The sequence below is a fragment of the Escherichia sp. MOD1-EC7003 genome, from assembly GCF_002965065.1.
In the GTDB taxonomy this organism is placed as follows: Bacteria; Pseudomonadota; Gammaproteobacteria; order Enterobacterales; family Enterobacteriaceae; genus Escherichia.
The window spans coordinates 1-1,055 of the sequence record NZ_PTRE01000316.1 but is presented as its reverse complement, the minus strand read 5'-3'; the positions used below and the strand labels follow the sequence as shown (position 1 = coordinate 1,055).

The 1,055-nt window shown below is 31.1% G+C and carries 1 protein-coding gene; it reads left to right on the top strand.

Annotated features, from left to right (window positions below):
* Positions 1 to 170: 170 nt before the first annotated feature.
* A complete protein-coding gene (locus tag A7090_RS25565) occupies positions 171 to 971 on the top strand; it encodes a WavQ (RefSeq protein WP_241957313.1) in 801 nt (266 codons plus the stop codon).
* Positions 972 to 1,055: the final 84 nt, after the last annotated feature.

Below are 1,055 nucleotides of genomic sequence, written 5' to 3'. Positions count from 1 at the left end.
CTGTATATTGATAGCGAAAAGAATTTCACAAATCTCATTAAAGATTACTGATAAATGAATATACATATAATACAAACTCATATGATGAAAATAGTGGCGGTTCTGTAGTTTTGCATCGGCTATGCCATATAATTAACAAATACAGTACTCATAATGCATATTTAGTTAAATTGGACCCATTTTATTATGGGAGCAGAACAATTAGAAAGTTTCTATCAAAATTAAAATGGGAGCTTTATAGTAAATTTAGGTTTAAAACTAATAATGAGTGGGATACTCCTGTTTGGCTAAAACTAAATGATTTTCCATCAGATTCTGTGGTGATCTATCCTGAAATAATTAATGGTAATCCTTTAAAAATAAAAAATGTTGTAAGGTGGCTGTTACATCAGCCAGGATATCATACTAATATTGTAGATTATGGAAAAAATGAACTCTATTTCAAATTTAACTCAGCGATAAATGACTTTTATAATGAGGGATCTTTCTTAGCATCACATGAGCTAAAGGTAATTTACTATCCGATTCAGATATACAACAATAAAATAAGTCAAGAAAGGGATATAGAATGTTGTTATCTTATTCGGAAAGGTTCTGACAAAAAAATAGTTCATCCCCCAAATTCAATAAAAATTGATGGTTTAACACATCAACAAATCGCTAATATATTTAAACGAGCACAAAAATTCATTTCTTATGATGATTATACTGCATATTCTATATTTTCTGTTCTATGCGGTTGTCCATCATATGTTGTACCAACAGACGAACAAAGTGTGAACGACTGGTACCCTAATGAAAGCGACCGTTATGGGATAGCTTATGGTTTTACGGAAGAGCAAATTAATTGGGCAGCAAAGACCAAAGATCGAGTCTATAGCCATATAGTTACTGAACATAATAAATCAATAGATAGAGTTATTAATTGTTTGCAAGAAATTGAACTTTTTTTTGATAATAACAAATTATAAACTAGTCAGGGAAAGAACACTGTGTGCCGTAGGCACAAAGATGCAAAACGGGACGTTTTGCATGTAATAAGCATAAGCTTGTGA